Below are 21,075 nucleotides of genomic sequence, written 5' to 3'. Positions count from 1 at the left end.
GGGGAAACATGATTGACGTATACGCACGGGTGGCCGGTGACCAAGTGTTGGAGTGGCCGGTGTTTGAGTCGCACATTCGCAACCGGGGTTTGCCGCTGTCACTGTTCGTCAAGGTGCAGCCATCACCGTTGCCGGTGGTGTTTTCACTGGTGGAGGTGTTAGAAGAAACAAAACCCGCGCTGGTCAGCGGCCAGTGGGTGCAGCAGTGGGCCACGGTGCCGCGCGAAAGCGATGCAATCAGGGAGGAAGCCGCCGACAAAATCAACACCAAGGTTAATCGAGCCATTGAGTCACTGAAAGCGGGTTACCCGGTGCAAGAGGTGGAAACCTGGACGCTGCAAAAACTGGAGGCGGACGCCTGGACGTTGGACAACAGTGCACCGGTGCCAACGCTCACGGGAATTGCAGCGCGTCGGGGTGTCGGTGTGGATGTGGTGGTGGCTAAGGTGCGGGCCAAGTCGGATCTGTATCAAGGCACCTTGGGGTTGATTCTGGGCAACCGTCAGGCCGCTGAGGATCAATTGGACGCGCTGTTGGCCTTGGAAGAACGGCCAGAAGACTTTGCAGATCAGGTCAGCGCCATTGTTAACGGGTTAACCACTGACTGGCCCGACGCCATCAAGCGGGTGTGATCATGTGGGCACCGGTGAATTTTACATGGCCCAGTAGCGCCGCCGATGTGGTGAGTGCTGCGCAAGCGGCCACGGCCAGTGGCGATGCGCAATTGAGTCAGGCAGGCAGCAGGCTGTCGGCGGTACCGGGTCCGAGCATTACGAAAAACCCAACGGCCACCACGGCCAATACCGCCAGCACTAACGCGGCATCGCATCAAGCGCTGTTCAATGTGTCGGTTGATGCGTTGTGTGTGCATCCTTGGCAACAGGGCGTGGGCAGTGGTGATGGGGTTTACCGGCATCTGTCCGCACCCAATGCGGTGGCGGCGCTGGTCAACAAGTTGAACGATCAGGCTGATCATCGTTTGCCGGTGGGCACGCTCGAAGGGGTGGCGGTATTGATCAACGCGGTCAGTCTGTCCGATTTTGCTCAGCAGTTGGGCGCATTCAATGCGGTGTTTCCGGTCGAAGAGTTGCAAGCGGTGCAACGTCGGGTTGAACAATTGTCGACATTGGAAAATGACAAGGTGTTGTTACCCGATGCGGCGTTGAACGCGCGATGGGTTAATAAGAATTTGTTGCAGTGGTCCAACGCGCGAAGTGGGGCCAGCCACGTTGATCGCGCCACCAGTATGGCGAGCGCTTACGACAGTGAAAACCAAACTCCGACTGCTGAGTTGCAGGCGTTGATTGCCAAAAAGCAGTCTCGGTTGCAGTCGGATCAGTCGGCGTTGTCGACGCTTCAAGCGAGTGTCACGGGTGGGGCAGGGCAGGCGCTGTTTTTGGACAGCGGTACCCGAACGCAGCTGGCCGATGCCTTAAATGCCGCCGGTTCGCCAGGGCATGAATACATTTTTTGTGCGGCGGTGTTGATGGTATCGCCGCCTGGGCAGTTGGCGTATGTGAAAGAGGTGATGGGGTTGTGAGGCTCGATGACTATACGGTGCCGGAAACTGAGCTGAAAGTGCGGGCCAGTATGCGCATCGAAACAAAGAGTTTGGGCGGCACCACCAGTGCGTCGGATCGAACCAACAATGGTATCAAGCCCAAAGAATTTACCGTTTCGTTATTGATTCCGTTTGAGAATGAGCGGGACCTGACGGCGTTGATCAAAACCGCCGAAACGGTGGACAGCGCCGGGCGGTTAAAGGTCTATACCATCAATGAGCGCACCGCCAATGCCATGAACGTTCGTCAGGTCCAATTCACCGACAACGTCAGTGTGCGAGAAATGGAACAAAACGAAGCGTGGCGAGTGTCGTTCATGCTGGTGGAATACTTTAGTGTTGCCGAGAAGAAAGAACAGCGCCAAATCTTGGACGCGGTAAAAGAGCAGTTGGTGGAGGGTGTAAACGTGGCCACACTAACAGACACCGCCGCCAGCGCGCTTAAGGACAAGGCTACCGGTTCGATTTTGGATCAGACGCCGCAACTGACGGGTGCGGAATCGGCGTTGCAGTTTTTTGAGGATCTGTTGTCGTGAAGCTGTTTAAGTTGCTGACCGTGAGCGGAAAGGAATACAAACTCATTTCTGAGGATGCGCGACTGAATCTGTTCACGCCTGGACGGGCTGTGTTTACGGTTCAGTCTGAGGAGACCATCAAAGGGTTGGTGCGGTTTGCGTTCGGTTACGCGCCCGACAATTTACAGTTGTGGTTCGTGGGGTATGTGGAAACCTGCACCAAGATCGATGACCAGCAACAACGGATCTTTTGCCGGGAGTTAACGGCAAGGCTCAATCAGCGGATTCCATTGTCGTTGCGCAATGTCACCTTGTCCGATGTGCTGGCCACCGTCGGAGCGTTAACCGGTTTGCAATTTGTCACGCCAGATCAATTGTATGCCAACACGGCCGCGCCTGCGTTTTACTCCATCGGTGGTGGTTATCATTGCATGGACGCACTGGCCAAGGTGTTCTCGATCCCACAACCGATGTGGCAGCAGCAGGGAAACGGGCAAGTATTTGTGGGCAGTTGGGCGCACAGTCACTGGCAACCCAGGCCATTGATCATGGACAACCGGTGGGAGAGTGAGTACGGCGTGGCGAATCGCGCTAAGGTGGCCGCCATTCCAAAACTTCGCCCCGGTGTGTTGGTCAACAATGCAAACACCATTGTTCAGGTGCAAATGATGGATGATCAAATGCGATTAACGTGGAGTCCTGACCCTTGGAGCGATGCCCATGGACGCTGACATCAAACGCATCGTTGAGCGTCAATTCCCTGAGTTGACCGGGCGCTATCATCTGCCGCACTTTGCGCGCATTGAATCGATCAGTGACCCAGTTGTTGAACCTGGGTTGTCGGAAGACTTCAGGCCGCGTTACGCCGTGGACATTGTCGTGTTGACGGAAACCGGCGAACCCAATCCCGAGTTGCCGTTGTATCGATCCGTGCCTTTGCCGATAAGTGGCGCAGGTATGGAGCGGGGAGGTTATGGGTTTCCGGAGCCGGGGACTTTAGTCGAAGTGGCATTTGCTTACGGGTTGCCACACAAGCCGTTTATTCGAACTGTGTTGCCGCACGGTGTTGGTCTACCAGCCGTTGAGCCCGGCGAGCAATTGCATCAATCGGCGACGGGTGTTGAGGAGCGCACCAGTGCCAACGGCGATAAACTGAGATCCACTCACGGCAACATCACCGATCAGGCAACGCGCTACTATCTCGATGCGCTCAGTAGTTTGGTGACCTTGCAACAACAGATGGCCAGCGTAGCGGGGCACAGCACCGAAGAGGTGGGCGGTATCAAAACCATTGAGGCACTGGGCGCGTTAAAATTGTTGTCCGGTGGTCACTTGAACCTCAGCGCGGTGGACAATCTTAATATCACCACGGCCAGTGATGTCAATGAAACTGTTGGCCGCAAGAAAACCAGCAAAGCGAAAAACAATCAGCACATCGAAGTGGCGGCAGGTGGCAACCTGTGGTTGGGTTCAACCTCGGTGAATGTTCTGCAATTGCTCAGTGAGTTGATGGGCATCGTTAAGCAATTGGCTGACGATTTGGCGGGACACACGCACGGTGGTATTTACCCTGGTGGAGGAACTACACAGGCGCCAGGGAACGCCGGGGATTTTAGTTCTGCGAGTAGTAATACCAACGGGATTAAGGGACAATTGGACCCAATAGTGGAATAAGAAATTAGCGTAACAAAAGGAAGATTACCTATGGATGCAATCGACAAACTTCTCCAGCTGCCACTGTACGTTCAAGTGGTTTTGGCCTCTGGCTACATTGGCCACCTTGCTGCAAAACATGGATACCGAAGCAACGAAAAGGGCAACGATCTCTTGTTCAGCGTTATGTTTTTTGGCCTGATTGGCTGGGGTGTATGCTACTTAATGATGAGGTTTCTGGATGTGCATCAAATGGTGGGTGGAATTGCTTCCGTGGTGTTCACTGCGTGCATAGGTCTGGTATGGAGAGCGAAGGGTCAGAGGTTGCTTTTCAAGATATTGTACGAACTGGGAATCAGTACTGAAAACGGCATAGACACGCTGTGGAATCGAATGCAGCAAGATACAGAGAACGTTGTTATTCGAATCTTTGTCACCTTAAAAGACGGAACCCGGTTGGCTTGTGATAACGTTTTCGAGTTTGAGGGGCAGCCCTATTACCCTTATGAGGCCGACTTCCATGGAAATCTTGCAATCTATGTAAATCTGAGGAGGGGGCCAGAAGATATAGAGTGGACAGTTGTTGAGAGAGATGCTCCTGACTGGGGTGAAAAGGTAACGTACATTCCGAGTCAGGAGATTAAGTTTGTAGAATTTGGGGTAAAGAAGAAAGCCCGCTCAAAAAAGCCTAACGTGTTGCTTCGATTGTTTCGGTTTAACTCCTCTTCTGAGGGGGACTAGGTTTCGGTGAGGAGGGTTTGTCTCCTTGACCGGGCTTATTGCTAGTGTTCGAAAATTTATCGTCGTCATCGTCACCACTTGCCGATTGCGGTAGTTGGTGATTCCAAAGGGTGGCGGCGGTTAATTTATGCATGTCATTCTCCTTGAGTTATATCCAGCCATTCTCTTCTAGTAGATCGCGCCGGTGATGCGCTCCGTTTCTCGCAATACATTGGACATGCGGCGTTAACGTGTCGTCTTTTAAAATGTACGACACATCAGTGATTAGAAGCTCTGTAGTTCCCTGAAGGTAGCCAGCGTCTTGCTCTAAGATAATCGACTCGCCAACTCTGGGGACAGGGTTGTCAGGTAATTCAATCACCGACGCGCGGGCGAAATTTTTTGTGTAGACTTCTAAAATCATATTTCCTCCTTGGTGTTTTTAACTGATTTTTTGAACAATATTTTTCCTGAATCGTATCTTTCTACTTCTTCATGCGGTCGTCTTATGTCGTCGGACGGTGTGATTGGATTGTCTGTGATGATCTTTATTTCGCTGCCAGTTGTTTCTTCAATAAACAATTTGATCTCTGATGATTCGTCTAAGAAAATGATGCCTGACTCTAGATCGTCAACGAAATTAAGAAGATAGCAATCGCCAATACCATAAACTCGGTTACCTAGCTTCTCAATTCTATTAATCGATACGGAGATGTTGCTTGTGCCTATGGGGGCTTTTGATTCGAAGTACAGTACTTCCGATAACATTAGTGATGCGTCCACCAAAAACCGACATGCTTCGCCAAGCGTCATGGTCTTTAGTTCACGAGTTTCGATCAACCCATGCCAGCGTTTTGAGATCCGGTGAAGGTTGTTGGAGGCGATTTTCAGTTCCAGTTTTTCTTGCTCTGATAGTGTCAGTGGCTCGCTCTGATTGCTGAGTATGTCGTAAACTTTTCCCAGTGACTGTTTGATGTGTAATTCGTCATCGTAGAATTGTGCAACCTTCATTGCGTCCAAGGCGTGGTCCTCAGCGGAGAAGAGGGCGCTATACAGTTTGAATGGATTGAAACGCACTGATAAGGAGCTGCCGGTCATTTGGCTTTGGGCATCGGGGTAGACTTCCTTTAGGTGTTCAATCAGTGAGTCTCGATGTTTCTGGTGTAGGTCGGCGCCTTTAGAGTTGAGTGCCAATTCAATCTGTTGGGCGGCCTGCTTGGATCGATGTAAAGTGGCGATGATACCCAGTATGACGATGGTGCCACCTGCCACCATAATAACCGGTTGAAGCATGTTAAAGAGGTTCATCCAGCCTTCGCTGCTGTAATCCACTGGTCGGTGCGACAAATCCTTAAGGTAGATCATGCGAAGCATGATAAGGCAGATAATAACGCCTACGGCGGCTACTGCGCGGAACCAATAAGATCCGCTGAGTTTCTTGTTTTTCCTGTCAGACATTCCTTTATTCCCTGTCAATTACATTCCCAGGCGTTGCGAAACGCCATTGATCACAAATTGTACGCCCTATGGCCAGCCGGGCACTCCTCCCCACCCCTGCGGGTTTTGCCCACCTTTTTGGTCATGGAAACGGGGCGGTAGTGTAAAGCCCCTGGCCGTGCGGGGTCTAGGGCAGGGTGGTTCTTCACAAAGTGAACAATAAGGAAAGGAATTGAAACATCCATTCAATGGCGAATATCGCGAAAGGCCACGGCTGGCGGGCTTTTCGGTGTGGTGACGGTTTGGTGATTTAGAAAAGGGGGGATATGAAATCAGGTGTTTTGTCCGAGTCTAGTAGAGCTTATTCCTTAGGGTGTTTACTTGGGGTTGCTGTGAGCGGGTAATGATTGACCTGCTTGTTCAATCGGGTTCAAAAATTTTGGTTCCTACGTCAAGTTAAAAGCAGGATAATATTAGTACGATATGGATAATATATGATCTGACCATGACCGATGAACGCCCGATTTGGACGGGCGTTCTCAAAAGTTTAGCAGCCGTGGAGTCGGTGAATCTCTTTCTTCGGCGGCTCTTCATCAAGGATGCCGCGAGCATATAGAACGGCTTCTTCAGGGGTCATCATGGATTGCTTTTTCAGTTCATCGAGTCGTTTTCTGTATTCCTCAAGTTTGATTACATCAGCTTTAGGAATTTTGTTCGTTAGGTAGTCTATTGATGCCTTCAGTTCCGGTACAAGTCGCAATGACTCATGCCAACCGCTGACCGCGTAGGAGTACCAAGCTATCTGCTTCCAGCTAAGGGCATCGTGCGTCGAGTCTCCCTCAAGTAATCCTAACGAATTAAAGCGGTAGTGTTCTGGCCACTTGTCAGGCATTACGCGACCGTTGAATTCAATTTCTAGAAGTCGCTTCATCGCCTTGGGTACGCTGTCGTGGTGGCTTAGCCAGCGGCGAGCTGTACGCTCAGAGACGTGGCAAATTTTTACGATGTGATGAAGCTTGAGTCCGTTGTTGATCAAATATTCCATATTTTCCTTTTCCTCATAGATTGTAACTCGGTCAAAGCGGTTAACTTGCAAGCACCGGTTTTAGACCGTTTGGTTATATGAGGATTTTTGCGCCAAAAACAAAGGACTTGACATAATCTTGCTCCTTGATCAATTTCGCATAATACTTGTTATGTTAAATTGGTCACCCATTATGCAGATGTCAACCCCCCGCACACAGCCTCATAACCAAAACACACACAAAACCGCGCCAATCTGACCGCTTCTCACCCGATTCGATCACCCCTCAACCCGTTTTTAGAATATTTGGGAATAACCTACAAAATTAGGGGTTTTGGATGATTTGAACGACACTCCGCACCGGCCAAAAAGGCCGGTTTTTTGATATTTTCCGACATGGGAGTCATAGGAAATGGAGTTATTTGGTTCAAAGATCGAGGTGTTGCAGGCTTACGACGCGGACAATTTGGCGCGGATTCTGGGGATTTCACTGCGCACGGCGCAGCGCTATCTCAGCGGCGAGAGTCGCCCGCCCCAGGGCTTTGTCGATCACCTCTGGAACCTGTATCACGGACGCATCATGCCTGAGGACTGGCCCCGGCACTTGCGCTTTGCCAAGGGCCAGCTGCACAGTCCCAACACCGTCAGGCCGCTGAGCTGGGCCACGATCGAGCAGATTGACTGGCTGATGAGTGAATGGGGTTGGTGGTCGAGTTTCTTTGCCAAGGTGCAGACGCAAATCCAGGAACTGGAAAACGTATCACCAGGTGCGGCCAGGCGGTTCAAATCGCTGGCCAATGAGATCGGGGAAAAGCAAGGCCGCACCTGGATCAAACAGACGCGGCAAACGCATAGACAGTATGGCTGTTAACCGGTAACGCGCTCCATTGAATCAATGCGAGCGTGTGCGCGGGTGATCGCCGCCTCGTGACGTGCGATCGCTTCGCGCAAGTAATTGATGTGAACCTTTAACGCAACGACCGTTGCGAACGTACTGACGCCACCTGTGACGGCCGAGGCGATGATTACCGGTACCAGCTGCTCTATCACTTTCCTTTCCCTTTGACTGCGTTGTAGATGCCTCCTGGCCCCAGGATCGCGCCCAGTGTCAGTGGATCGATTTCAGGATTAACGTACACCAGGACCACGCCCGTGATCAGACTGGTAACGCTGATCAGCTGGCGGCCCATCTTGTGCACCGCATCAATCCAGGGCACCGTCTTGGTGTTTAATTCCACGATATACACCTGGTGTTTTAGGCTTTCGAGTTCGTGGTTAAGTTTGTTGCGCGCGTCCTTGTCCTCAACGACTTCGCTGACGATATCGGCCACGCGATTGAATGGATTGATCCAGTCGGTAATCGCCATCAGTAATGGTTCCTGGTCAGGATCGCAGACCCGTCTGTTGGCATCACCGCCGATTCCATGTCTGGCTCATCGTTAAACCACTCGTAGAGCTGCACACCGAACGGGCGATCATCACCGGTGAACCATTCGGTGATCGCGCCCGCACCTCGATACGCCAGGTTATCGCTCGACGTTGGATTGATCGCATCACCGTCAACGTTTTCCACCACTTCATGCACCACGGTACCGAGTGTGTTGGAGTCGTTGTTGATGCCATCGTCCACGATGTCCACCACGGCGTTGACACCCTGGTTTGCCAGGTTATTTGGGCTCACCGGATTCAAGATATCACCGCTCTCGACCACGGCATCGCGCACGGCCGTTACCGCGCCTTTCGCTTCGCGCTTGATCAGATAAAACACCGCGACACCACCAACGGTGATCGCGGCCACGGTTTTCCAATCGAGATTAAAGTTGATCATACGACTCCCGCCATGTTGATGCCCTGGTAAATGACTTGCTCGGCTCCAATCGGGAGCGCTCCGCTTTCGTGCAGCGCCATCACTTCCAGGAGCTGCTGTAGACGCTCACGCACGTCAAACGCTTCCATAGGATGCACGCCCAACACATCGGACACGTGGCGAATGTAAGAGACAGTATCGTTATCGTCCGCAGCCGGTGCCCAGCGCTCGACTATTTCCTTAACGGTGTTGATGCCATACCAGTCCTGGTAATTGACCAGCAGCTTTGCAGCGGCACGTATGCCCCACTCCGGCCCCTGGAATTTGGCGAAGCCTTCGGCGTCGGGCCCGGTCTGCCCGTCCCAGTCATTGGCTTCGTTGTAGCGAATGTTCAGCCAGTTGTGATTACGAATGCCGCGCGTCGCGGCGTTACCTGGTACCAGCATGAATGCAACTCCTATCAATGCGATCGCAATTACAGCCCGCATACTCTGGCCTTATCGGCTTCGGTAAAACTCGGTACCTGGTCGGACGCTACCAGGTACGTTAAAGCGCGCACGGTTTGCGCGTGATCGCCCTCGATGACGCTGGCGGCCTGGAACTTTCGATCGATCAGTTTGATAACGGGATCGGTAGCGGCGATGATCTCCAAAATCACGTCATCGCCCAACGCTTCCATAAAGCCCAGGCGGGAGTACTTCGGGGTTTCAACCACCGCCTCTTCAATCGGCCACGGACCGGTGTACTCGGTCAAATTCTGGTTGCCCAGGTATTCACCGATAATGGTGTCACCCTGGCGAACGGTTTTACCAAACGCGATCGCCCCTTCACCGGGATAGTTAACCATCCGTCCAGGATTAGAAAATTGAACCAAACGCATTACAGGTACCCTCCTGCCTTAGTGACTTTTTCAACCCAGGTATCAAAGGCGCCACGCTCCCAAAAAGCCGGGCAACGTCGCTGGTAAGACTGACTGACGTAATCGCCCCAGACCACAAAGCGCACGGTTTCCGTCGTGACCTGATACGGTGTGCCGGTGGCCAGCGGAATTTCAAGCTGTGCATTTCGCGTGGTTCCCGGAATTTGAACGTATAGGCGGCACAAGCTGGCCAAAATGTTGTTGGTATTGAAATACCCGAGACGATATTGCCCGTCGGCGGTAACGTAGCCACAGTTGCTGCCAAAACTGGTCGGCTGGGTATTAAATGCGCCGGTGCTCTTATCAAGTATCGCGTACTCGTTGGCGTTGCCGATGCGTAAATTTCCGCTCGCGTCCAAATCCAAAAAACCCGCTCCATTGGAGCCGACAAAATCCAGCATGCCGGTATTACCCCAGTCGCTTGATGGTTGCGCGTTGCCGATGTTGGTCACGGCGCCCGCGCTGTTGATCTTGGCGCTGTAGTAAGTATCGGGCGACGTGGCGGTGTTGGCGGCGACTACGTAAATGTCGGTGCCATCAAAGGTAATCCCGCACCACTTATCACACGCGGCGTTAATCGCGGTTTTATCAACGCCCCACTGCAAAGTCTCGGCGTTGTTGTAGTACTCAATGTCATCACCGACACTGTACGGCAATTTCACATAGTCGCCATTGCCCGACCAGCCCGGCATATATTGCGGATAGATCGACAGATAAGCCGGTGTCGCACTGCCCAGGCTGGCGCCTTTCAGAATCGGAAACGCGCCCATAAAATTGTTAGGACTGGAGAGATTTGACATTACACGGTTTCCTCCAGGTAGCGCACATCAGCGGTACCGGTGGCGGTGATCGCATAGACCGTATCGTCAAACGACACTTCCATGGTCCCATCGGCCACCAACTTAATGCCGTTGGCGGTGGTCACGCCGGAGGAGTTCCCCACATAACAATCACTGCCGCCCAGGTTCTGAAGCAGGCAGCGGCCACGCCCCAGATTTTCCGCCACCACCAGAGTCGCACTGGTACCGACACTCACGGCGCCGTGAGCGGCCGTCTTGTTGGCCTTGATGCTCACACCGCCGTTGATTTCCAGATTACCGTTGAGGCGGTTATCGTTAATCGGTCCGGTTGACCAGGCCACCTCCATGCGCTGAGTGATCGAGCTTTCAATCAAGATACGCTTGAACTCTCGCATGGTGGGCGCACCGATGCCGACTTTCCAGCCGGTGCGATAGCTGTCGCCATTGGTAAAGAAGAAAGTGACCTTAACATCACCATCGCCGGAGAGAATTCGGAAGTACGATCCTTTAGCGCCACCGATATCCTGAGCAATGCCCGCCTGACAATCCGTTACAAAAGTTTTCATCGTTTAAGCACCATTGGCACAACAATTACGGCGGCGGCAAGGCCTACCATATACAGTGAATTCTTCTGGAAACTTTCCAGAAGTGTTTGGTTCTCGCTTTTCGCCTGGCTGTCAGCGAACATCATGGCGTTACCGAAGGCATTCTTAGACGCCAGTAGCGCCTCACCAAAGGCCGTTTCGGTCGCACCGGTAACCAGGTTTGAGGCGTGCATAAAGGCATCCTCACTGGCCATCAGATTGCGGTAGCTACTGTCGGCGATTTGCTTGACCGAGTATTGCGCCAGGTCGCTGTTACGCGCGATCGCTTCATAGCTCAAGCGCTCCATACCGCCAATGGCATCACCGGTCAGGCTCTCGCCAAAATCCAGGCCCTTGTATGCCACATCAGAGAGCGAATCGACCGCGCCACCGTCCAGGTAGTTAACGTTGTTGGTGAAGTTCTCTTCATAGGCGAAGTCACCATCGTCCACCAACGAGACGGAACTGGAATCGCGATAGCTGCTGTCAACGTGGCTGCTGTTGCTCCTGGAATCGTTAAAGCTGCGGCTGTCGGTCAGTGTGGTTTTCACACTAGTGTCCAGGACCGATTGATCGTTCCAGGAATAGTCATCGTCACTGGCGTAGTTACGATGATCGGACAGCTGTACCGTGCTGTTGTCTCGATAGCTGCTGTCCACACTGCTGTTGTAGCTGCTGTGATCGCTGCTGTCGTAGGCACGGCCGTCCAGGAAGTCGTATTTCCTGGAATCATGGACACTGCTGTCGATCCGCGTTTCGGTCACGCTGTGATCGTCGATGCTGTGATCATCCTCCAAGCGATAATCGGTGCTCCTCGAGGAGTTGTCCGCGAAGGATGTCCTGGACGAATCGTTCCAGCTGCTGTCCAGATTAAAATCAGAATCGTAATCGTAGACCGAGTTATCGTGGCGGCTGTGATCGTTCACACTTTGGTTGCTGTGATCGTCAACGGCACTGTTGTTACTGGTGTACGCGTTCGAGCGCGAATCCGACATCCAGGTTTGAGAGTGATCGTTAGCACTCCCATCAAAAAAACTATGATCGTCATAGTTGTAGTTGTTGGAGTTGTCAGTGTTGTTCGTTACTTGGCTGTTGGTGCTGCTGCGGCTCCTGGATCGACTACCCATTAGACACCTCTGCCGATGCGCGGTTTACGAACGTGCACGAAACCAGAAGCGCGCACCGCTGGACGCCTCACTCGACGCGAAGGACGAAGGAGTTTCACTGGCTTGTTGGGATTGGCTTTTCTCATAACGCTTTACTCATGACGATTTCACGCTGTGACCAGTCGATGGATTCATACCATCGCTTTAACCCTGGCCGCTCAATGTGAGTTCGAATTGTCTTGGCCCCCAGGTTGCGGGAGTACTGCTCGATGATGGGGACAAAGCGGTGAAATCCTTTTCCTTCACCGGCCACCAGGACCATTTCATCGGCTTCGCGCTCGTAGCGAAGCACAACCCAGCCCATGCGATCGGCACCCTCCTTGCACTCGAACAGGGCCGCTATGCCCTGCTCAACCTCCCAGCGGATAAAATCCATATCACCCCTGGCGGCAATTTGAAGTCCCTTTTCAGCGGTCTGGCTCCAAGCGGCGCGCTGAATGTATGGCATTACTTGCGCAGTACTGCCAGCAGCACGATGCCAGCGACACCGGCCCACATCCACACAGGGACACCCATGTGAGAGCCGGACATCACACCGCGCTGATTGGGCGCGGCCTGGCCATTGCCGCCAATGTTAAAGTTCAGGCCGCTACCGGTATCGCCCACAGTGTTAGACGCGGCAGACGGCCCTCCGGCCGCCGCTGCACCTATGCCCTGCATGGCACCGGCCATCATCATCGGATTCATGATTACTTCCTCATCAGAAGCACCACAGCCACGGCAGCCACACCCAACACTGCATACGTTGCCATATTGCTGTTGGCGGGCGCGGTACCCTGTTGCTGAGCGCGAGTAGCACTAACTTGTTGCTCCACGCTGAGCGCATCGTGTGTGCGCTGCTGCTGAATCTCGGCACGTTGCAACTCCAGTCCGAGCTGTTGATTCTCGAACGTGAAATAGGCGTCCATTATGCCGGACATAAAATCGGTTGCCCCTGCCATCCATCCGCCTCCTAGTTCGATTGGACTGGTGATTGGTACGTTACTCGATAGTGGTAGACTCATAGTCGCCCCCTGTTCACTGGGGGCGGCTTATGCCACCCGATCGAGGTATTCCACACAGATGTCGGTCGCACCAGAGGTATCGAGCGTAGGCTTGATACGGAAGTCACGCGCATTCGCGGTGATCAGTGCATTACCGATATCGTTGTCACCCAGGAAGTCAATGTGGGTGGCTTGTGCGGTTTGTGGTACCCGGCCGTTTTCCTGCTGGATCGCTTCGGCCAGAGACTTACTGGCGTCGTAGAACTTCACGTTGTCCATTTCAATCTCAACATCGGAAATGTCGGATTTGAACAGGTGAGCGGCCACGATACGCGGTCCACGTGGAATGTTGTCGATATCCACCTGGCCAGACACCGCCGAGTTGTGCGGGAACTGTTTGACCTTGTTGACAAAGATCATTGGGCGCGGTGCGCTGATGATCGCGTGAGCCTTCAGAGTGGGCGACGTGGCAGCGCCATCGACGTCCAGGTGAATACTCAGGTGATCTACGTTAAGGGTTCCCCAGGCGGTCATACGGCGTTGCTGGATATTGGTCATCTCGGGGCGAATGGCCCACAGAGAGAAAATTCCAGAGGTTTTCGGGCGACCGTAGTAATCGTTGATGTACTCCAGCTGCTGGCCGGTTTTGAAGTGTTGAATCGGATCACCGTTCAGGCGCACTTCGATATTTTCCAGTTGCGCGAGCGTCGCACCGGAATACTCGACCAGAATACGCTCGTAGGTGTTACCACCAACGGGTAGCGTCAGCGACGTATCGGCACCGGCGGACACTTGGGTGAAACTTGGTAGAGGGATAATTTTGCGTGACATGTTTCGTTGCTCCTATGCGTCCTGGAATTAACCGCCTTTCACCACAGTGGCGACGGTACCCATACCCGCACGGCGAGCAACCCACACACCGATCCCGATGACAATGGAGGCTGCGACGGCAGACACCACGATCGTCGGGTCAATGTGATCTTTAACTTTGTTGACAGAGTTCATGTGTTGATCCTGCTGAAATTTTCGGAAAGACAGTTGTGTCGCTTTCCTATTTCAAGCCGGAAAAATTTAAGATCAACAACGAACCTACGCGCTAACCTATTAGGTCAAAATTAGCGTTTGAACTCGTTTCTTTTGCCGCTGGAATTACCGAATTTCCGATATTTGGTTGCCGCCGGTACCCATTCCCCCTTCTCCTTTCTGAAGAAATTAAGAGGCTCCAGCGCTGACAAATCGGCCTTTTTCAGGCCGGTCATTTTCTCGATATAGGCCGCGTCCTGGTACTCATGCTGCCCGATCCAGACCACGGCAGACTGTGTTACCAGGGTCTTAGGAACCTCCTGAATGCGTTGCGTATTCCCAACCATAATTCCGCCATACTTTCGCGAACGCTTGTTGAGCGTGTTGTACTGGCGGATGGTTCGGTTTTGCATGTCGAGGTCGGCGAGCTCTTCGGTGACGATCCAGGTGTCGAACTTTCCATCGAGCACGCCCCAGACCGATTCACACCACCAAGCGAAGCTTTCCTTACTGCTATCGCCAGACCATCCAATTCGAAAGGGACGGCGGGCTTTGTGAGCCTTGGCCAGCGCCGTGAGATATTGACGCCGGTTGTTGAAGTGGTTGCAACGGTGGTCTTTATCCGGATCCCAGAAGACGGCTCGGACGTTTTTCGCGGGGACAATTTCATTGCGCATTACCTGGCTTTTGCCGCCACCAGTTTTGGCAGCGACGAATACATGACGGTTTTCAAGACTGGTGTCTTCGTTCGGCGGCTCGTAGTAATCGGTTAAGCACTTAGCCAACTTACTCACCTCCCATCTGATACATAGGCCCATCGGCCCATTGTTCGCGCCTGCCCTCCGGTTGTGGCTGTCGTGCCGGTTGTGGCTGCTCTCGGGCGCGCTCGGCTTTCTCGGCTCTCTCCCGCTCCGCCAGTTCCAACTTACGCGCCTGGTAGATTGTGGTGCCCATGTACAGGCCTGCGCCCACGTAGGGGCCCCACTGGGCGATCAACTCCTTTAACCAGGTAGGGATTTCACCACCCATGGCCAGCGCCAGCGGTAACAGCTTGGCGTCGCCCTCGGATGGGTCCACATGGTCCCCAATGTCGATCGACGGGCAGACCACCTTGTCAACGCCAAACAGAAACGCGCCGTTGAGCTGTGAGGCGAAGGCCTTCGCACGCTCGATGTCGTCATGGGTCGGTTGCTCGGCTTTGGCTTTTTCTTCTTGCTGGGCGCGCTGCTCCGCCTGCTCGGCGGCGTCCTCAGCTTCGATCAGATGGTCCAGGCCGTCCGGTTGCTCCTCAACGGCCGGAGTGTTTTCGGTCTTTTCACTCATGAAATTTTCCTATTAGGTTAAGCCATGAATACGGCGGCGAGCCCGGCCAAACCCAACAACAGCAAACCCGCCAACCCCTTGCTAGGTCTGGGGTTCGGGGCGGGTTCGGGTGCGGGTTCTTCCGTAGGTTCTGGGGTAGGTTCTGCGGGTTTTGGCTCCGCCAGCGGATGCGGGAGCATATCGCCGGTGACGGTCATCTCTGCCAACCAGCGGTGTTGCTTGGCCTTGCCGCTGGACTGATCGCAACCACAGCCACAACGTTTGTAGAGGTAACCGGCTCGTTTCCCCTTTTGCACCTGGTAGAAGGCCGCTTCGGAATCGCACTCGGTGCAGTGTGCGGTACCGACCGGCTTGCGGCCGTCTTTAGCCGCTGGCATGGGTCACGTCCTCGATGAGCGCGTCCACCACGTCCAGGACATCACTGATCACTTGTTTCACCGGTGCCGGCATCAGGAGAGCCGCGGGAGACTTCAGAAGTTTTCTCGCCGCGGCGGTTTTGGTTTTCATCTCGGTTCGAGTCATGGCTGATCCAATCCAGTAAACGGTTAACCTGGTTAACGCCCCAGGCAAGGTAATTTTTGAAACGCCAGGTGTTGGCTTCAATCTCAGCCTCTCTTGCCTCGCGTATCTTGGCTCGCATTTCAGCAATCCTGGCCGCGCGTTCTAGCTTGGCGTAGCTCTGCTCGGCCTTATGCCGCATCCAATCCCGCACGTGGGCATCATGGAGCACCACGAACGGAGTTGGATCGGTGAGAAACTGGTGCTGAGTCATGTGCGACCGGCTCACCGATCGGGAACCCATCAGCCCGCAAACAGGGCTTGGCCGCAGCTGGGGCAGAAGCGAACCGGGGCCGCTGGTGTGGGTTCTACTTCCAGAGAGGCCGCTGGAGCCGTTTCCTGGACATTTACGGGTGCAGCTTGGGGTGTGGGCGCTGGGAGCGCGGGAGCGGCCGCAGGGGCAGCGGCAGGAGCCACTGGAGCGGCAGCAGGGATAATCTCTTGAACGGCGGCAGGGGCAGCGGGATACCCGAAGGTGTCACGGGGCACCTCGACATTCTTGCCGAACACACGGACTTCGCAGCTATGCTCGCCTTCGCGGATGAGAAAACCTGGTGTACCGGCATTGATGCCGTGCTCAGGTACCGAAGCGGTGAAAACGATGGAAGGTTTGTTTTGGATATTCATATTGGGCTTACTCCGATTGGTTGAAAGTAAGCCAGACCCCAGGCGGTGTCGTTATAGCACATTGGACCTACAGGTCCAAATCTCTCCGATTCTGACCAGTTAATCACTGATTAACCCTTGCCCTCGTCATCTCCGACCCGATGGCGTTTCTACCTGGTACAGGTCTCGAACCTGGCACCAACAAAGAGTCATCCGCGCTTGCGCGGGCATTTTTTGATCACCGTAAGGTGATATCAGTATTAAGACAGCTTGCTGGCTTAATAGAGGGTTAATCCTATACGTAAGTATCGTGGGTAATGGTGGGGACTTAGGGGTATTGGACTTAACGGAACTATTTTTCCCCATGCAGGCCTTACCCACTGCCTTATCCACAGAATCTGGGGATAAAACGGGGTACGTAAGGCCGATTCTCAGGCCCGTAGAGCGGTTTTAGCGGTAAAGACGGTGAAACACCTGGTGAAATAAAAAAAGCGGCCACAGTGGGCCGCTAAGCAGTTGACGTACTTAGGGTGAAATCAGATGAGAGGTATGGGTCGCCGATCGGGCGGCCGGTTTTTGTACTGGTTCGGGGTGAAAATGCCGTTGAGGGTGAAGTAGGCGCGCATCATGGCGCTGGCGGTGGCTTCGTCCAGTTGCCGGTACTTTTTCAGCAGACGTTCTGCGCGATCGGTACCGAGCTTGGCGATAGAGCGCCACAGTTTCCTACCACCTAGCTCGATGAAAAAGCGCTTGGTGAACTGGATGACCTTGGGGCTGCTCTCCCAGTCACCGGTCGCCTTGTGGCGCTTTTCCTGGTGCGAAAGCTGAATGTAACCGCAACGGCGAAACTCGGTCAGGATCGTTCGCACGCGGCCTTCGGAGAGCGCTGGTTTGCCCTTCCAGGCTTTGGACTTGGAAACATCGGTCGCGATCAATTTCGCGTCGGGGGCAATGTGAAAACCGTCTTCAGTGCGACGGGCGCAGCGGCGGCTATCAAGTTTGAAATCACTGGCGAACAAATACTGCATTACCGCCATCATGGCTTCACGAATTTCGGAGCGGCGACCGCGCCCGGTGTCGTTCATGTTTTGCCAGGATTTTAAGCGGTTGCGATGCAGGGCGGCGTTTTGCAGGTAAGAAGAAATCACACCCAGCACCTGCGGCTGACCACCACGCCCGTGTTTTACGATCTTACAGTGGCGTAGAAACGCGGGGTCGTGGCCGCAGCGGTTGCCGGTGATTTCCGTCATCGAGGCTGAATGCCATTTCGGTGCAATGCGTCTTCGATCTGCCGCCCCGCCCAGAACATGTTTTCTGCATCGTCTTCTACCCATTGATTGGCGTAGGGGCGATATGCTTCACGTCCAGCGCGCTTGAGAAAATTTGCAAAGGCCACGGCCTCTTGCTCAGTCATTTCAACTTCGATGGTGACTTTGTCGCTCACGCTGCCACCTCCTGCAGGGTAGCCAATTCAAGGCCGCCTTCAATCTGCATAATGGCTTTGTGGCACTCGTCGATAAGCTCGCGATCGTCACCCATGATCTCTACCAGGTCGGTGGGTGACAGCTTGAAGAAAAACAGAGAGAGCGCGTTGTATTCAGAGTCGGTTAACTCCGCGCGCATTTCGAGATGTTGTTCAGTTGGCGTACAGGTATCTTCAGTCATAATTCCAGTCCCATGTTGTTGGTAAAGCCGCCCCAGGGTTAGAAAGGCCGGGGGGAGCTACCCTTACCGGCCGCCATGGGGTCTGGCATCCCTTGCAGAGAACTTGCTCACGGACTCAGCGAAGGACAGGAAAGAGACTACGCAACCACCGGACGCATGCGCAACCAGTGGCTGAGCGACCAGTGGTTGCAATGACCCTCTATCTCACTATCCTTAATAAACAAAAGTTCTATGCTCACGGACTCTCAAATGCTCACCACAATCGCCATTGTGGACCGCCTCAATGACTGGAAAGGCTGGTCCGATTATCGTGTCGCCCAGATGCTGGAAGTCACTCATCAAACCGTCAGTAAGTGGCGAAAGAAAGGGGCAATCATGAGCAATGAAACTGCCGTGAAAGCCGCAGAAATACTGGGCTTGCCAGAAGAATTCATCCTTGCAGGAATCGAGCTGGAACGGTCTCTAAACTCGACATCAGAAGCGGCTCAACAGAGCATTCTTGACATGGTCGCAGAGTACAAAAAAGACGAGATTGAGGCCGCCGAGAAGGCCATGGCGAAAGACAAAGAGCGCGCAGCCTAAAAACTTCCTATACGTGACAATTTGTCGTCACGTGAATTTTATAACTCATTGATATTAAAGGGATTTCTGTTATTCCTTTAACGTTCATAATGTATATTATGTAAAATTGACACCGTCCAGACTGCGGTGCAACCCCTGGCCCACAGGCTCCCAAAACGACCATTATTTGATCAGCTTCTAATGACTGGATCGCATATTAGATAAACTTTTAGGTTCGAATTATTCTAAAAGGATTGAAAAAAATGCGTCTGGAACCCCTACCGAGCCTCACTGACAACCCCGTTGACGCCTTCGACACCGAACAGCTGATACAGATACTGGGCTGCTCCAGGAGCACCGCCGCCCGCTATCAGGCCGGTACCCAAACCCCACGACCGGCCGAACTGGCCCACCTCAGAGCCCTGGCCGAGCGCCGGATCATGCCCAGCAGCTGGCCCAAATCCATGTACTTTCGCGGCGACAAGCTACACACGCCCCTCGATCGCGAACCCCTCACACACGCCCAGATCCAGCAGAGCCAATGGGTAGCGCGTCAGTGGTACGGGACCATGGATTTTATGGCGAAAGCCGAGAAAGGCCTGCGGGAGATCTCCCCACAGCTGACGTTTGCCGAACTGACCAAAGTGCGGCCCATTCATGCGGAGATGCAAAAGGAACTGGAGAAAGAAAACCCACTGAGCCACCAGGTGCGAAAGCGGCGTCAGTGGTTTAGACACGACGGCTGTTAACAGGTCTCCAGTGACCGGTGACGCTCGATCGTATCAATGCGAGCGTGTGCCCGGGTGATCGCGGCCTCATGGCGTGCGATCGCTTCGCGCAAATAGGTAATGTGCACCTTCAGCGCGATCACGGTACCGGTAGTGCTGACCACACCAGTGGCCACCGAAACCAATATGGTTGATATGATTTGATCGGTCACTTGCCCTTCCCTTTGACTGCGTTGTAAATGCCACCCGGCCCCAGGATCGCCCCCAGTGTCAGCGGATCCACTTCCGGATTGACGTACACCAGGACAACCCCCGCGATCAGACTGGTAACGCTGATCAGCTGTCGGCCCATCTTGTGCACCGCGTCGATCCAGGGCACGGTCTTGGTGTTCAATTCCACGATATACACCTGTTGCTTCAGGCTTTCGAGTTCATGGTTTAACCGGTTGCGCGCGTCCTTGTCTTCAACGACTTCGGAAACGATATCCGCCACTTTGTTAAATGGATTGATCCAATCGACAATCGACATTACAGCACCTGCGGCGGATTCGCGGCGGTCATGTCATCGTTAAACCACTCATAGAGCTGCACACCGAACGGGCGATCATCGCCAGTGATCCACTCGGTCATGGTGTTAACGCCCTGGTAAACCACGTTTTCACTCGACGCGGGATTGATCGCGTCGCCGTCGATGTTTTCCACCAGCGTATGCACGGCGGTCCCTACGGTATTGGAATCGTTGTCGACGCCATCATCCAAAATATCAACGACTTGGCTGGTGCCCTGGTACACCGCATTGGTGGGCGCGGTCGGATCCAGAATATCACCGGCATGGTCCAGCGTTTCTTTCACGGCGGCAACGGCCTGCTTTCCTTCACTCTTTACCAGGAAATAAACAACGATACCGCTACCGGTTAGAGCGGCGATGGTTTTCCAATCTACATTAATGCCTATCATGATATACCTGCATAAGTTATTGGGCTTGGTCTCGCGTATCCGGCCAGCTCCATGCCAGGACCGATCACGTCTTCGGTGTTACCAGGTAACGCCATCCGGCCATTTTCGTGTACGGCCATGATGTGCAGTAGCAAACTCATATACACATCAAGATCAATCGGGAGATCGGGATCATAATGCAAATAATCCGATACGTGCTGAATGTAGGCGTCGGTATTGTTTTCGCTGTCCGGTGCCCACCGTTCAATGATGCCGCGAATCGTATCAATGCCGTGGAAGTCGCGGTAATTGGTGATCAACTTCGCGGCCGCGCGGATCCCAAATTCTGGCGTACTGAAAATCGCGAAGCCGTCTGGATCCGCCCCCGTCTGACCATCCCAATTATTCGCCGGGTTATAGCGGATATTCAGCCAGTTATTGTTACGGATGCCGCGCGGGCCTTTCGGGTTACCTGGTGCCATGGTTAACACTACTCCTAATAATGC

General features: G+C 53.6%; 37 protein-coding genes. 9 read left to right on the top strand and 28 right to left on the bottom strand.

The window, feature by feature from the left end; translation table 11 throughout:
- Nucleotides 1-8 precede the first annotated feature (8 nt).
- From HBA55_RS34615 to HBA55_RS34590, 6 genes are read left to right on the top strand one after another with little or no spacing between them, the layout of a single operon-like run.
- Nucleotides 9-632 (top strand): hypothetical protein, encoded by a 624-nt coding sequence (locus HBA55_RS34615; RefSeq protein ID WP_167000319.1) that lies wholly within the window; start codon nt 9-11, stop codon nt 630-632.
- Between the two features lie 14 nt (nt 633-646).
- The gene (locus HBA55_RS34610) at nt 647-1,540 is read left to right on the top strand and encodes a hypothetical protein (RefSeq protein WP_167000318.1); all 894 of its coding nucleotides are present in this window, start codon (nt 647-649) and stop codon (nt 1,538-1,540) included.
- Nucleotides 1,537-2,097 carry a baseplate complex protein gene (locus tag HBA55_RS34605; RefSeq protein WP_167000317.1) on the top strand — a complete coding sequence of 187 codons (561 nt, stop codon included), beginning with the start codon at nt 1,537-1,539 and terminating at the stop codon, nt 2,095-2,097. The genes HBA55_RS34610 and HBA55_RS34605 overlap by 4 nt, the downstream gene beginning before the upstream one ends.
- The gene (locus HBA55_RS34600) at nt 2,094-2,807 is read left to right on the top strand and encodes a hypothetical protein (protein ID WP_167000316.1); all 714 of its coding nucleotides are present in this window, start codon (nt 2,094-2,096) and stop codon (nt 2,805-2,807) included. Before HBA55_RS34605 ends, HBA55_RS34600 begins: the two co-directional genes overlap by 4 nt.
- The gene (locus HBA55_RS34595) at nt 2,797-3,750 is read left to right on the top strand and encodes a hypothetical protein (RefSeq protein WP_167000315.1); all 954 of its coding nucleotides are present in this window, start codon (nt 2,797-2,799) and stop codon (nt 3,748-3,750) included. Before HBA55_RS34600 ends, HBA55_RS34595 begins: the two co-directional genes overlap by 11 nt.
- Nucleotides 3,751-3,780: 30 nt before the next feature.
- Nucleotides 3,781-4,470 carry a hypothetical protein gene (locus HBA55_RS34590; RefSeq protein ID WP_167000314.1) on the top strand — a complete coding sequence of 230 codons (690 nt, stop codon included), beginning with the start codon at nt 3,781-3,783 and terminating at the stop codon, nt 4,468-4,470.
- A 148-nt stretch (nt 4,471-4,618) separates the two neighbouring features.
- Here HBA55_RS34590 and HBA55_RS34585 read toward each other — a convergent pair whose 3' ends face one another.
- From HBA55_RS34585 to HBA55_RS34575, 3 genes are all read right to left on the bottom strand, one after another.
- The gene (locus HBA55_RS34585; protein WP_167000313.1) at nt 4,619-4,873 is read right to left on the bottom strand and encodes a hypothetical protein; all 255 of its coding nucleotides are present in this window, start codon (nt 4,871-4,873) and stop codon (nt 4,619-4,621) included.
- On the bottom strand, nt 4,870-5,907 hold the full coding sequence (locus HBA55_RS34580; RefSeq protein ID WP_167000312.1) for a hypothetical protein: 1,038 nt from the start codon (nt 5,905-5,907) through the stop codon (nt 4,870-4,872). The genes HBA55_RS34585 and HBA55_RS34580 overlap by 4 nt, the downstream gene beginning before the upstream one ends.
- A gap of 526 nt (nt 5,908-6,433) precedes the next feature.
- The gene (locus HBA55_RS34575; RefSeq protein WP_167000311.1) at nt 6,434-6,931 is read right to left on the bottom strand and encodes a hypothetical protein; all 498 of its coding nucleotides are present in this window, start codon (nt 6,929-6,931) and stop codon (nt 6,434-6,436) included.
- Nucleotides 6,932-7,322: 391 nt separating this feature from the next.
- On the opposite strand from HBA55_RS34575, the gene HBA55_RS34570 reads away from it, so the two are divergent.
- Nucleotides 7,323-7,781 carry a hypothetical protein gene (locus tag HBA55_RS34570; protein WP_167000310.1) on the top strand — a complete coding sequence of 153 codons (459 nt, stop codon included), beginning with the start codon at nt 7,323-7,325 and terminating at the stop codon, nt 7,779-7,781.
- Here the strand turns inward: HBA55_RS34570 and HBA55_RS34565 are convergent.
- The 21 genes from HBA55_RS34565 to HBA55_RS34465 all read right to left on the bottom strand — a co-directional run bounded on the left by HBA55_RS34565 (nt 7,778) and on the right by HBA55_RS34465 (nt 18,344).
- Nucleotides 7,778-7,960: a hypothetical protein gene (locus HBA55_RS34565; protein ID WP_167000309.1), complete on the bottom strand. Its 183-nt coding sequence runs from the start codon at nt 7,958-7,960 to the stop codon at nt 7,778-7,780. The two genes, HBA55_RS34570 and HBA55_RS34565, sit on opposite strands and share 4 nt — an antisense overlap.
- Nucleotides 7,957-8,277 (bottom strand): hypothetical protein, encoded by a 321-nt coding sequence (locus HBA55_RS34560; RefSeq protein ID WP_167000308.1) that lies wholly within the window; start codon nt 8,275-8,277, stop codon nt 7,957-7,959. The genes HBA55_RS34565 and HBA55_RS34560 overlap by 4 nt, the downstream gene beginning before the upstream one ends.
- Complete coding sequence (locus tag HBA55_RS34555; RefSeq protein ID WP_167000307.1) at nt 8,277-8,738, bottom strand: hypothetical protein; 462 nt, start codon at nt 8,736-8,738, stop codon at nt 8,277-8,279. The genes HBA55_RS34560 and HBA55_RS34555 overlap by 1 nt, the downstream gene beginning before the upstream one ends.
- The gene (locus HBA55_RS34550) at nt 8,735-9,163 is read right to left on the bottom strand and encodes a structural protein (protein WP_167000306.1); all 429 of its coding nucleotides are present in this window, start codon (nt 9,161-9,163) and stop codon (nt 8,735-8,737) included. Before HBA55_RS34550 ends, HBA55_RS34555 begins: the two co-directional genes overlap by 4 nt.
- 29 nt (nt 9,164-9,192) lie before the next feature.
- The gene (locus HBA55_RS34545; protein ID WP_167000305.1) at nt 9,193-9,597 is read right to left on the bottom strand and encodes a hypothetical protein; all 405 of its coding nucleotides are present in this window, start codon (nt 9,595-9,597) and stop codon (nt 9,193-9,195) included.
- Nucleotides 9,597-10,436, bottom strand: coding sequence for a hypothetical protein (locus HBA55_RS34540; protein ID WP_167000304.1), 840 nt, complete (start codon nt 10,434-10,436; stop codon nt 9,597-9,599). Before HBA55_RS34540 ends, HBA55_RS34545 begins: the two co-directional genes overlap by 1 nt.
- Complete coding sequence (locus HBA55_RS34535; protein WP_167000303.1) at nt 10,436-11,002, bottom strand: hypothetical protein; 567 nt, start codon at nt 11,000-11,002, stop codon at nt 10,436-10,438. Before HBA55_RS34535 ends, HBA55_RS34540 begins: the two co-directional genes overlap by 1 nt.
- On the bottom strand, nt 10,999-12,147 hold the full coding sequence (locus HBA55_RS34530; protein WP_167000302.1) for a hypothetical protein: 1,149 nt from the start codon (nt 12,145-12,147) through the stop codon (nt 10,999-11,001). The genes HBA55_RS34535 and HBA55_RS34530 overlap by 4 nt, the downstream gene beginning before the upstream one ends.
- Before the next feature lie 121 nt (nt 12,148-12,268).
- Entirely contained in the window at nt 12,269-12,634 is a 366-nt protein-coding gene (locus tag HBA55_RS34525) for a hypothetical protein (RefSeq protein ID WP_167000301.1), read from the bottom strand.
- A complete protein-coding gene (locus HBA55_RS34520) occupies nt 12,634-12,873 on the bottom strand; it encodes a hypothetical protein (RefSeq protein WP_167000300.1) in 240 nt (79 codons plus the stop codon). Before HBA55_RS34520 ends, HBA55_RS34525 begins: the two co-directional genes overlap by 1 nt.
- 2 nt (nt 12,874-12,875) lie before the next feature.
- Entirely contained in the window at nt 12,876-13,127 is a 252-nt protein-coding gene (locus HBA55_RS34515) for a hypothetical protein (protein WP_167000299.1), read from the bottom strand.
- Nucleotides 13,128-13,217: 90 nt separating this feature from the next.
- Complete coding sequence (locus HBA55_RS34510; protein WP_167000298.1) at nt 13,218-14,000, bottom strand: major capsid protein P2; 783 nt, start codon at nt 13,998-14,000, stop codon at nt 13,218-13,220.
- A gap of 27 nt (nt 14,001-14,027) precedes the next feature.
- The gene (locus HBA55_RS34505; protein ID WP_167000297.1) at nt 14,028-14,174 is read right to left on the bottom strand and encodes a hypothetical protein; all 147 of its coding nucleotides are present in this window, start codon (nt 14,172-14,174) and stop codon (nt 14,028-14,030) included.
- A gap of 110 nt (nt 14,175-14,284) precedes the next feature.
- Complete coding sequence (locus tag HBA55_RS34500; protein WP_167000296.1) at nt 14,285-14,977, bottom strand: hypothetical protein; 693 nt, start codon at nt 14,975-14,977, stop codon at nt 14,285-14,287.
- A gap of 1 nt (nt 14,978) precedes the next feature.
- A complete protein-coding gene (locus HBA55_RS34495; protein WP_167000295.1) occupies nt 14,979-15,515 on the bottom strand; it encodes a hypothetical protein in 537 nt (178 codons plus the stop codon).
- 17 nt (nt 15,516-15,532) lie between these two features.
- Complete coding sequence (locus HBA55_RS34490; protein ID WP_167000294.1) at nt 15,533-15,892, bottom strand: hypothetical protein; 360 nt, start codon at nt 15,890-15,892, stop codon at nt 15,533-15,535.
- 41 nt (nt 15,893-15,933) lie between these two features.
- A complete protein-coding gene (locus HBA55_RS34485; protein ID WP_167000293.1) occupies nt 15,934-16,287 on the bottom strand; it encodes a hypothetical protein in 354 nt (117 codons plus the stop codon).
- Between the two features lie 29 nt (nt 16,288-16,316).
- Nucleotides 16,317-16,700 (bottom strand): hypothetical protein, encoded by a 384-nt coding sequence (locus HBA55_RS34480; protein WP_167000254.1) that lies wholly within the window; start codon nt 16,698-16,700, stop codon nt 16,317-16,319.
- Between the two features lie 515 nt (nt 16,701-17,215).
- Complete coding sequence (locus HBA55_RS34475; RefSeq protein WP_167000292.1) at nt 17,216-17,929, bottom strand: hypothetical protein; 714 nt, start codon at nt 17,927-17,929, stop codon at nt 17,216-17,218.
- On the bottom strand, nt 17,926-18,123 hold the full coding sequence (locus tag HBA55_RS34470) for a DUF7706 family protein (protein ID WP_167000291.1): 198 nt from the start codon (nt 18,121-18,123) through the stop codon (nt 17,926-17,928). Before HBA55_RS34470 ends, HBA55_RS34475 begins: the two co-directional genes overlap by 4 nt.
- Nucleotides 18,120-18,344 carry a hypothetical protein gene (locus tag HBA55_RS34465; protein ID WP_167000290.1) on the bottom strand — a complete coding sequence of 75 codons (225 nt, stop codon included), beginning with the start codon at nt 18,342-18,344 and terminating at the stop codon, nt 18,120-18,122. Before HBA55_RS34465 ends, HBA55_RS34470 begins: the two co-directional genes overlap by 4 nt.
- Nucleotides 18,345-18,593: 249 nt before the next feature.
- Between HBA55_RS34465 and HBA55_RS34460 the strand changes: the two genes are divergently transcribed.
- The gene (locus HBA55_RS34460; RefSeq protein ID WP_167000289.1) at nt 18,594-18,926 is read left to right on the top strand and encodes a helix-turn-helix domain-containing protein; all 333 of its coding nucleotides are present in this window, start codon (nt 18,594-18,596) and stop codon (nt 18,924-18,926) included.
- Between the two features lie 242 nt (nt 18,927-19,168).
- Nucleotides 19,169-19,654: a hypothetical protein gene (locus HBA55_RS34455; RefSeq protein WP_167000288.1), complete on the top strand. Its 486-nt coding sequence runs from the start codon at nt 19,169-19,171 to the stop codon at nt 19,652-19,654.
- On the opposite strand, the gene HBA55_RS34450 is transcribed toward HBA55_RS34455, so the two are convergent.
- Genes HBA55_RS34450 through HBA55_RS34435 form a run of 4 tightly spaced genes read right to left on the bottom strand, consistent with a single transcriptional unit; the run spans nt 19,651 to nt 21,051 of the window.
- The gene (locus HBA55_RS34450; RefSeq protein ID WP_167000287.1) at nt 19,651-19,845 is read right to left on the bottom strand and encodes a hypothetical protein; all 195 of its coding nucleotides are present in this window, start codon (nt 19,843-19,845) and stop codon (nt 19,651-19,653) included. The genes HBA55_RS34455 and HBA55_RS34450 overlap by 4 nt on opposite strands.
- Nucleotides 19,842-20,162, bottom strand: a complete 321-nt coding sequence (locus tag HBA55_RS34445) for a hypothetical protein (protein ID WP_167000286.1) — start codon at nt 20,160-20,162, stop codon at nt 19,842-19,844. The genes HBA55_RS34450 and HBA55_RS34445 overlap by 4 nt, the downstream gene beginning before the upstream one ends.
- Nucleotides 20,162-20,590, bottom strand: coding sequence for a hypothetical protein (locus HBA55_RS34440; protein ID WP_167000285.1), 429 nt, complete (start codon nt 20,588-20,590; stop codon nt 20,162-20,164). Before HBA55_RS34440 ends, HBA55_RS34445 begins: the two co-directional genes overlap by 1 nt.
- Nucleotides 20,587-21,051, bottom strand: a complete 465-nt coding sequence (locus tag HBA55_RS34435; protein WP_167000284.1) for a structural protein — start codon at nt 21,049-21,051, stop codon at nt 20,587-20,589. The genes HBA55_RS34440 and HBA55_RS34435 overlap by 4 nt, the downstream gene beginning before the upstream one ends.
- Nucleotides 21,052-21,075 lie beyond the last annotated feature (24 nt).

The organism is Pseudomaricurvus alkylphenolicus (genome assembly GCF_011683955.1).
GTDB classification, from domain to species: Bacteria; Pseudomonadota; Gammaproteobacteria; order Pseudomonadales; family Cellvibrionaceae; genus Pseudomaricurvus; species Pseudomaricurvus alkylphenolicus.
Note: the sequence above shows the minus strand (reverse complement) of the source record. Positions and strands in the feature narration are given on the sequence as shown.

Excerpts from the sequence above, each read along its gene's own strand:
- HBA55_RS34615 (WP_167000319.1), top strand. The coding sequence starts at position 9 with ATGATTGACGTATACGCACGGGTGGCCGGTGACCAAGTGTTGGAGTGG.
- HBA55_RS34595 (WP_167000315.1), top strand. The coding sequence starts at position 2,797 with ATGGACGCTGACATCAAACGCATCGTTGAGCGTCAATTCCCTGAGTTG.
- HBA55_RS34590 (WP_167000314.1), top strand. The coding sequence starts at position 3,781 with ATGGATGCAATCGACAAACTTCTCCAGCTGCCACTGTACGTTCAAGTG.
- HBA55_RS34585 (WP_167000313.1), bottom strand. The coding sequence starts at position 4,873 with ATGATTTTAGAAGTCTACACAAAAAATTTCGCCCGCGCGTCGGTGATT.
- HBA55_RS34580 (WP_167000312.1), bottom strand. The coding sequence starts at position 5,907 with ATGTCTGACAGGAAAAACAAGAAACTCAGCGGATCTTATTGGTTCCGC.
- HBA55_RS34575 (WP_167000311.1), bottom strand. The coding sequence starts at position 6,931 with ATGGAATATTTGATCAACAACGGACTCAAGCTTCATCACATCGTAAAA.
- HBA55_RS34570 (WP_167000310.1), top strand. The coding sequence starts at position 7,323 with ATGGAGTTATTTGGTTCAAAGATCGAGGTGTTGCAGGCTTACGACGCG.
- HBA55_RS34560 (WP_167000308.1), bottom strand. The coding sequence starts at position 8,277 with ATGGCGATTACCGACTGGATCAATCCATTCAATCGCGTGGCCGATATC.
- HBA55_RS34555 (WP_167000307.1), bottom strand. The coding sequence starts at position 8,738 with ATGATCAACTTTAATCTCGATTGGAAAACCGTGGCCGCGATCACCGTT.
- HBA55_RS34550 (WP_167000306.1), bottom strand. The coding sequence starts at position 9,163 with ATGCTGGTACCAGGTAACGCCGCGACGCGCGGCATTCGTAATCACAAC.
- HBA55_RS34545 (WP_167000305.1), bottom strand. The coding sequence starts at position 9,597 with ATGCGTTTGGTTCAATTTTCTAATCCTGGACGGATGGTTAACTATCCC.
- HBA55_RS34540 (WP_167000304.1), bottom strand. The coding sequence starts at position 10,436 with ATGTCAAATCTCTCCAGTCCTAACAATTTTATGGGCGCGTTTCCGATT.
- HBA55_RS34535 (WP_167000303.1), bottom strand. The coding sequence starts at position 11,002 with ATGAAAACTTTTGTAACGGATTGTCAGGCGGGCATTGCTCAGGATATC.
- HBA55_RS34530 (WP_167000302.1), bottom strand. The coding sequence starts at position 12,147 with ATGGGTAGTCGATCCAGGAGCCGCAGCAGCACCAACAGCCAAGTAACG.
- HBA55_RS34525 (WP_167000301.1), bottom strand. The coding sequence starts at position 12,634 with ATGCCATACATTCAGCGCGCCGCTTGGAGCCAGACCGCTGAAAAGGGA.
- HBA55_RS34520 (WP_167000300.1), bottom strand. The coding sequence starts at position 12,873 with ATGAATCCGATGATGATGGCCGGTGCCATGCAGGGCATAGGTGCAGCG.
- HBA55_RS34515 (WP_167000299.1), bottom strand. The coding sequence starts at position 13,127 with ATGGCAGGGGCAACCGATTTTATGTCCGGCATAATGGACGCCTATTTC.
- HBA55_RS34510 (WP_167000298.1), bottom strand. The coding sequence starts at position 14,000 with ATGTCACGCAAAATTATCCCTCTACCAAGTTTCACCCAAGTGTCCGCC.
- HBA55_RS34505 (WP_167000297.1), bottom strand. The coding sequence starts at position 14,174 with ATGAACTCTGTCAACAAAGTTAAAGATCACATTGACCCGACGATCGTG.
- HBA55_RS34495 (WP_167000295.1), bottom strand. The coding sequence starts at position 15,515 with ATGAGTGAAAAGACCGAAAACACTCCGGCCGTTGAGGAGCAACCGGAC.
- HBA55_RS34490 (WP_167000294.1), bottom strand. The coding sequence starts at position 15,892 with ATGCCAGCGGCTAAAGACGGCCGCAAGCCGGTCGGTACCGCACACTGC.
- HBA55_RS34485 (WP_167000293.1), bottom strand. The coding sequence starts at position 16,287 with ATGACTCAGCACCAGTTTCTCACCGATCCAACTCCGTTCGTGGTGCTC.
- HBA55_RS34480 (WP_167000254.1), bottom strand. The coding sequence starts at position 16,700 with ATGAATATCCAAAACAAACCTTCCATCGTTTTCACCGCTTCGGTACCT.
- HBA55_RS34475 (WP_167000292.1), bottom strand. The coding sequence starts at position 17,929 with ATGACGGAAATCACCGGCAACCGCTGCGGCCACGACCCCGCGTTTCTA.
- HBA55_RS34465 (WP_167000290.1), bottom strand. The coding sequence starts at position 18,344 with ATGACTGAAGATACCTGTACGCCAACTGAACAACATCTCGAAATGCGC.
- HBA55_RS34460 (WP_167000289.1), top strand. The coding sequence starts at position 18,594 with ATGCTCACCACAATCGCCATTGTGGACCGCCTCAATGACTGGAAAGGC.
- HBA55_RS34455 (WP_167000288.1), top strand. The coding sequence starts at position 19,169 with ATGCGTCTGGAACCCCTACCGAGCCTCACTGACAACCCCGTTGACGCC.
- HBA55_RS34445 (WP_167000286.1), bottom strand. The coding sequence starts at position 20,162 with ATGTCGATTGTCGATTGGATCAATCCATTTAACAAAGTGGCGGATATC.
- HBA55_RS34440 (WP_167000285.1), bottom strand. The coding sequence starts at position 20,590 with ATGATAGGCATTAATGTAGATTGGAAAACCATCGCCGCTCTAACCGGT.
- HBA55_RS34435 (WP_167000284.1), bottom strand. The coding sequence starts at position 21,051 with ATGGCACCAGGTAACCCGAAAGGCCCGCGCGGCATCCGTAACAATAAC.